The 6,880-nt window shown below is 60.5% G+C and carries 8 protein-coding genes and 1 tRNA gene; all 9 read left to right on the top strand.

Going from position 1 to position 6,880, the window contains the following annotated elements:
* On the top strand, positions 1-1,075 hold a 1,075-nt coding region (tuf, locus tag GY769_10585), incomplete at its 5' end, for an elongation factor Tu (GenBank protein MCP4202365.1).
* 73 nt (positions 1,076-1,148) lie between these two features.
* Positions 1,149-1,225: transfer RNA gene (locus GY769_10590), tRNA-Trp, on the top strand.
* 54 nt (positions 1,226-1,279) lie between these two features.
* Positions 1,280-1,498, top strand: coding sequence for a preprotein translocase subunit SecE (secE, locus tag GY769_10595; GenBank protein ID MCP4202366.1), 219 nt, complete (start codon positions 1,280-1,282; stop codon positions 1,496-1,498).
* A complete protein-coding gene (gene nusG, locus GY769_10600) occupies positions 1,495-2,052 on the top strand; it encodes a transcription termination/antitermination protein NusG (protein MCP4202367.1) in 558 nt (185 codons plus the stop codon). Before secE ends, nusG begins: the two co-directional genes overlap by 4 nt.
* 104 nt (positions 2,053-2,156) lie before the next feature.
* Positions 2,157-2,582 carry a 50S ribosomal protein L11 gene (rplK, locus tag GY769_10605; GenBank protein MCP4202368.1) on the top strand — a complete coding sequence of 142 codons (426 nt, stop codon included), beginning with the start codon at positions 2,157-2,159 and terminating at the stop codon, positions 2,580-2,582.
* Positions 2,583-2,597: 15 nt separating this feature from the next.
* Complete coding sequence (locus GY769_10610; protein MCP4202369.1) at positions 2,598-3,299, top strand: 50S ribosomal protein L1; 702 nt, start codon at positions 2,598-2,600, stop codon at positions 3,297-3,299.
* Between the two features lie 10 nt (positions 3,300-3,309).
* Entirely contained in the window at positions 3,310-3,846 is a 537-nt protein-coding gene (gene rplJ / locus GY769_10615; GenBank protein ID MCP4202370.1) for a 50S ribosomal protein L10, read from the top strand.
* A gap of 79 nt (positions 3,847-3,925) precedes the next feature.
* Positions 3,926-4,309: a 50S ribosomal protein L7/L12 gene (rplL, locus tag GY769_10620; protein ID MCP4202371.1), complete on the top strand. Its 384-nt coding sequence runs from the start codon at positions 3,926-3,928 to the stop codon at positions 4,307-4,309.
* A gap of 159 nt (positions 4,310-4,468) precedes the next feature.
* The coding region (locus GY769_10625) for a DNA-directed RNA polymerase subunit beta (GenBank protein ID MCP4202372.1) at positions 4,469-6,880 on the top strand (2,412 nt) is incomplete at its 3' end.

The following is a 6,880-nucleotide window of genomic DNA, read 5'->3' on the forward strand; positions in this document are numbered from 1 at the left end:
CCTGGCGGAGTTCACGGCGTTCGACGACATCGACAAGGCGCCGGAGGAGCGCGAGCGTGGGATCACGATCGCGACGGCGCATGTGGAGTATCAGACGGAGAACCGTCACTACGCGCATGTGGACTGCCCGGGCCATGCGGACTACGTGAAGAACATGATCACGGGAGCGGCTCAGATGGATGGGGCGATTCTGGTGGTGTCGGCGGCGGACGGCCCGATGCCTCAGACGCGCGAGCACGTTTTGTTGGCTCGTCAGGTGAACGTGCCTCACATGGTGGTGTTTTTGAACAAGTGCGACCAGGTGGACGATCCGGAGCTTTTGGATTTGGTGGACCTGGAGGTGCGGGAGCTTCTGTCTTCGTACGATTTTCCTGGGGACGACATCCCGATCGTTCGGGGTTCGGCGCTGAAGGCGCTGGAGACGGACGATCCGGACTCGGAGGATGCGAAGTGCGTCTTCGAGCTGATGGAGGCGGTGGACAGCTTCATACCGGAGCCGGAGCGGGATATCGACAAGGATTTCCTGATGCCGGTGGAGGACATTTTTTCGATTTCGGGTCGGGGCACGGTGGTGACGGGTCGGGTGGAGAGCGGTGTGATCAAGGTGGGTGAAGAGGTGGAGATCGTGGGAATTCGCGACACGTCGAAGACGGTGGTGACGGGAGTGGAGATGTTCAGGAAGCTTCTGGACCAGGGGCAGGCGGGTGACAACGTGGGGATCTTGCTTCGGGGGACGAAGAAGGACGAGGTGGAGCGGGGTCAGGTGCTGGCGAAGCCGGGGTCGATCACGCCGCACACGAAGTTCAAGGGCGAGGTGTACATCCTGTCGAAGGACGAGGGGGGTCGCCACACGCCGTTTTTCAACGGCTACCGTCCGCAGTTCTACTTTCGGACGACGGACGTAACGGGTGCGGCGTCGCTGCCTTCGGGAACGGAGATGGTGATGCCCGGGGACAATGTGAACCTGGAGATCGAGCTGATCGCACCGATCGCGATGCAACAGGGCGTTCGGTTCGCGATCCGTGAGGGTGGCCGTACCGTCGGTGCCGGCACCGTCACCGAAATCATCGAGTGACGAGGGATCTCGGCCGAGTCCAAACCCTCAAGAGGCTGCGTAGGTAGAGCAAATACTTGACTAGAACGGTCTTAGGCCAGTAGCTCCAATTGGTAGAGCGTCGGTCTCCAAAACCGAATGTTGGGGGTTCGAATCCCTCCTGGCCTGCCAAGTAACCGAGCGAGCCGCTGAACAACGGAAAAGAAAGAAAACGGAATCTGAATCGTGGCGTCAATAGCTGAGAACTGGAGAAACTTCAAAACGTTCCTGGTCGAGACCAAGGCCGAGATGAACAAGGTGACTTTTCCGGCGCGGCAGGAAGTCATCACGACAACCTCCGTGGTGGTCGTCGCCAGCGTCATTTTTGCTCTGTTCTTGTGGTTTTCCGACGTGGTGATTCTCGAGGTATATCAAGGCATCCTCAGACTTATTGGTAGAGCATGACGACGACAAGCGAACAGGCCCAGACAGACAAGCAGTGGTACATCATCCACACCTACTCGGGCTTCGAGGACCGGGTCAAGGAGACTCTGCGCCAGCGCGCGGAGGCGCTCGGGATGGGCGACGCCATCGGCGAGATCCGAATCCCGACCGAAACCGTCGTCGAGTACCGCAGCGGCAAGAAGCGTCAGGTCGAGCGCAAGTTCCTGCCGGGCTACATCCTGGTCGAAATGCACATGTCCGATGACGCCTGGCACGTGGTCAAGAACACGCCCAAAGTCACCGGTTTCGTCGGTGGCGGCAAGAAGCCGACACCGCTCACTCAGAAGGAAGTCGATCAGATTCTGCACCAGGCCTTTTCCACCAAGGAGAAGCCGCGCCCCAAGTACGTTTTCGACAAGAGCGAGCCGGTCAAGATCATCGACGGTCCGTTCAACAACTTCACCGGTGTGGTGGAAGACGTCAACCTCGACCGCAACACGCTCAAGGTCATGGTGACCATCTTCGGCCGCCAGACCCCCGTGGAGCTCGACTTCAGTCAGGTCCAAAAGCTATGACGGCTCGGCATCGCCGAGGCGACATCCGGAGCGATGCAGAAAATCTCGACTCGATCTCACAGACAAGCAGCTAGATAACCGCAAGAGAAACCAGGTACAAGAAAATGGCAAAGAAAGTCGTAGGACAGATCAAACTGCAGATTCCGGCAGGCCAGGCTTCGCCTGCGCCTCCCGTGGGGCCGGCGTTGGGCCAGGCAGGCGTCAACATCATGGATTTCTGCAAGGCTTTCAATGCCCGGACGCAGAAAGACCAGGGGACGATTATTCCGGTCGTGATCACGGTCTTCGCGGATCGTAGCTACAGCTTCATCACCAAGACACCTCCGGCCGCGGTGCTGCTCAGGCAGGCCGCCGGCCTGGACAAGGGCTCGGGAGAGCCCAACAAGATCAAGGTCGGTACGGTCACCAAGGCGCAGATCGAGGATATCGCCAAGACCAAGGAGCCGGACCTCAACGCCGCGTCGACGGAAGCGGCGATGCGGATTATCGAAGGAACCGCCCGCTCCATGGGCATCGTGGTCGAGGCCTAACAGAGGGAACTCGAGATGTCGAAAACTGGAAAGAAATTCAGCGGCGCCAAGGAGAAGGTCGAGGCGCGCGCCTACGAGCTGCCCGAGGCGATCAAGCTCGCCAAGGAACTGTCGTTTGCGAAGTTCGACGAGAGCCTGGACCTGGTGGTTCGGCTGGCTGTCGACCCGCGGCACGCCGATCAGAACGTTCGCGGTACGGTGGCTCTGCCGCACGGCACCGGTAAGCAGGTCAAGGTCCTGGTTTTTGCCGGTGGCGAAAAGGTCAAGGAGGCCGAGGAGGCCGGTGCCGACCATGTCGGTGGAGAAGAGATGGCCGAGAAGATCCAGGGCGGCTGGATGGACTTCGACGCCGTGGTGTCGACTCCGGACATGATGAAGGTCGTCGGCAAGCTCGGTCGAGTACTCGGTCCTCGCGGCCTGATGCCCAACCCGAAGACCGGCACGGTTACTTTCGACGTCGGGCCGGCGGTCCATGCGATCAAGGCGGGAAAGATCGAGTTCCGCGTCGACAAGGCGGGCATCGTCCATGCTCCGTTCGGCAAGGCCTCGTTCGACGAGGCTCAGCTCAGCGAGAACGCCTCCGCGGTGATCGCGGCTCTGATGAAAGCCAAGCCGGCCTCCGCCAAGGGCAAGTACGTCAAATCCATCAGCCTTTCATCGACCATGGGTCCCGGGATCAAGATCGACGAAAGCGCGCTGACTTCGATAGAGGCCTGAGGGGGCAATCATGGCATTGAGCCGAGAGAAGAAGGAACAGCTCGTCGAGAGCTACGAAGAGGAACTGGCGAAAGCGCCGCACGTGTTCCTGATGGGCTTCGAGGGCATTTCTGTGCCCGATGTGACCGAGTTGCGCAATCAGGTTCGCCGGACCGGGGGCAGCTACGTGGTGGTCAAGAACCGCCTGGCGAAGAGGGCGATCGAAGGCGCTACCCTCGAAGGCCTCAAGGAAGAGTTCCAGGGCACGACCGCCGCGGCTTTCGGTAGCGAAGACGCGGTAGGTATCGCGAAGGCCGTCACCGAGTTCGCCAAGAAAACCCCCGCCATAACCATCAAGGCCGGTCTGCTGGACGGTCAGCGAGTCGAGGCCGAGGACATCGAAGAGATCGCGGCGTTGCCCAGTCGCGAGGAACTGATTGCGAAGCTGCTGTTCCTCATGCGATCACCGGTATCGAGTCTGGTCCGTACGCTTGGTGAGCTGCAGCGCCGGTTCGTGGTTGTCGTGGATCAGGTGAGGCAAGAAAAAGAGAAAGGCGCCGCCGGCTAGAGGCACGGGGCCCCGGAGAGAGAACAGAAGAGAGAACCAACGGTTCGATAGGCAAGTTCGGACCTCAAGGAGAGACAAGATGGCGATAGCGACAGAGGATTTCATCAAGCAGATCGACGAGATGACCGTGTTGGAGCTGAACACGCTCGTCAAGGCAATGGAAGAGCACTACGGTGTTTCCGCGGCGGCTGCCGCGGTGCCGATGGCCGCGGCCGGCGCGGCTGCGGCCGGCGCCGAGGCGGCGGAAGAGCAGACCGAGTTCGACGTCGTGCTCACCGCGATCGGTGACAAGAAGATCAATGTCATCAAGGCGGTCCGCGAGGTGACCCAGTTGGGTCTCAAGGACGCCAAGGACATGGTCGAGTCGGCTCCGGCAACGATCAAGGAAGCGGTTTCCAAGGACGAGGCTGAAGAAATCAAGAAGAAGTTTGAAGAAGCCGGGGCCCAAATCGAGCTCAAGTAAGAGTGGCCTTGAACTGCCAGGCTCGCACCGGATCTGGCTTCAGTCCCGAGTCGCTCGGGGCAGTCGAGGTGCGCGCGCTGATCGGGTGCTCGTGGCCCGGTCCAGTTTTGAGAGCAGAGTTTCGAAATCTTCCGTCCAAGGCTGAGGGATCTGAACGATATGGCGACCACAACTGAAATCTCGAGCGTCGAGAGGCGTAACTTCTCGCGAATCGGCAGCACGCTGCCGATTCCGAATCTCATCGACGTTCAACGGCGTTCCTACGAGCGCTTCCTGCAGATGAACCTGCTGCCCGAAGAGCGTGAGAACCGCGGTTTGCATGCGGTCTTTCACAGCATCTTCCCGTTCTCCGACTTCCGGGAAACCTGCTCACTCGATTTCGTGAAGTACACGATCGGTGATTGGCAGTGCCGGTGCGGAACGCTGAAGGGACTCGAGTTCCTGCGGATGACCTGCAACAACTGTGCGGCCAAGATCATGACCGATCACCCGCACGAAGAGACCGTTACCTGCGGCGAGTGCGGAGTCGTCAATCAGAATCGGGTCACCCGCTGCGACACCTGCGGCGAGCCCGTCGACCTCCAGCTCAAGTATTCGCTGCCGGAATGCCAGGAGCGAGGCATGAGCCATGGTGTTCCGCTGCGGGTCACTTTCCGGCTGTTCGTCTACGACAAGGATCCCGAGACCGGGGCACGCATGATGCGCGACGCCAAGGAAGAGGAGGTCTACTTCGGAGACATCCCGCTGATGACCGACAACGGGACGTTCGTGATCAACGGTACCGAGCGGGTAATCGTCAGCCAGCTTCATCGCAGCCCCGGTGTTTTCTTCACCAACCAGGGTCCGCGCGCCTATCTCGCCAAGATCATTCCCTATCGAGGTTCCTGGGTCGAGTTCGAGTACGACCGCAAAGAGGTCCTCAATATCCGCATCGATCGCAAGCGCAAGTTCCACGGCACGGTGTTTCTTCGCGCCCTGGGGCTAGAGACCAACGAGTCCATTCTGCGCCGCTTCTACGTGCCGGTTCCGGTCAAGCTCAAAGGCCGCGGCTCGGTCGAGCTCGAGATCACTCCGGAGGTTCTGGAGCGCGAGATGTTGCGTGAGCGTCACAGCCGCGGTCAGCGCGAGACCTACCGCATCTTCGCGGGGCTCGAGCTGGACGATGCCGCGCGGAAGAAGCTGGCCAAGGGCAAGTCGATTCAGGAGACCGCCCGCATTGCCAAGCTGGAGAGGTCACTTTTCATTGCCGATGTGGTCGACCTCGAAACCGGTGAGGTTCTCTTCGAAGCCAACGACCTGGTGCCGGAGGACCTGGAGTCTCGGCTCAAGGGCCGCAAGACGACACCGCTCGAGATCTTCTTTCCGGATTGGGACCTCTGCGGCAACGTTCTGACCACCACCCTGGCCAAAGACACGACCCGCGACGCCAAGGAAGCCTTGATCGAGATCTACCGCCGCATGCGTCCCGGAGATCCTCCCACCATCGAGAGCGCTCGCTCGCTCTTCTACGGCATGTTCTTCGATGCCAAGCGCTACGACTTCTCTCGCGTTGGCCGGTTCAAGTTCAACATCAAGCTCGATTCCGACATCCCGGTCGACCAGAAGACTCTCTCCGCGGACGATTTCTTCGGCGTCGTGGAGTATCTGCTGCGCCTCCATCGCGACGTGGGCCGGGTGGATGACATCGACAACCTGGGCAATCGCCGGGTTCGTACCTGCGGCGAGTTGCTCGAGAACCAGTTTCGCGTCGGCCTGGTGCGGATGGAGCGGGCCATCAAGGAGAAGATGTCGGTCCATCAGGACATCGATTCCGCGATGCCCCACGACTTGATCAACTCCAAGCCCGTGATCGCTGCGATCAAGGAGTTCTTTGGCTCCTCGCAGCTGTCTCAGTTCATGGACCAGACCAACCCGCTGTCCGAGGTCACCCACAAGCGCCGGCTTTCTGCTCTCGGACCGGGTGGGTTGTCGCGCGAGCGCGCGGGATTCGAGGTCCGCGACGTGCACGCCTCGCACTATGGCCGGATCTGCCCGATCGAGACGCCCGAAGGCCCGAACATCGGACTGATCTCGTCGCTCGCGACCTTCGCCCGGATCAACGACTACGGCTTCATAGAAAGCCCCTACAAGAAGGTGGAGAAGGGCCGCGTCATCGATCACCACCGGGTTGTTCGGGTGGGTGGAGGTCCCTTCAAGCTGGGCCAGATCATCACCGGTGACGAGCTTGCCGTGGCTAACAAGTCGCTGCAGGCTTCCAAGAAGGCGCAGGTCGAGACCGAGCCTCACGCTTGGTACTTGACCGCTTGGGAAGAGGAGCGTTACATCATCGCTCAGGCCAACGCGCCGGTCGACAAACGCGGACGCTATGTCGAAGACCGCGTGATCGCCCGCTCCGGCGGCGACTTCATCACCGTCGAGCGCGAGCGTATCGACTACATGGACATCAGCCCCAAGCAGCTGGTGTCGGTGGCCGCTTCCCTGATTCCATTCCTCGAGCATGACGATGCCAACCGCGCTCTTATGGGATCCAACATGCAGCGGCAGGCGGTGCCGTTGTTGCGCACCGAGTCG

This window comes from bacterium (assembly GCA_024224155.1).
Lineage (GTDB): Bacteria > Acidobacteriota > Thermoanaerobaculia > Multivoradales > JAHEKO01 > CALZIK01.

What these genes read in the sequence shown, in the direction of transcription:
- GY769_10610 (MCP4202369.1), top strand. Translation starts at nt 2,598, where the DNA reads ATGTCGAAAACTGGAAAGAAATTCAGCGGCGCCAAGGAGAAGGTCGAG.
- nusG (MCP4202367.1), top strand. Translation starts at nt 1,495, where the DNA reads ATGACGACGACAAGCGAACAGGCCCAGACAGACAAGCAGTGGTACATC.
- rplJ (MCP4202370.1), top strand. Translation starts at nt 3,310, where the DNA reads ATGGCATTGAGCCGAGAGAAGAAGGAACAGCTCGTCGAGAGCTACGAA.
- rplL (MCP4202371.1), top strand. Translation starts at nt 3,926, where the DNA reads ATGGCGATAGCGACAGAGGATTTCATCAAGCAGATCGACGAGATGACC.
- rplK (MCP4202368.1), top strand. Translation starts at nt 2,157, where the DNA reads ATGGCAAAGAAAGTCGTAGGACAGATCAAACTGCAGATTCCGGCAGGC.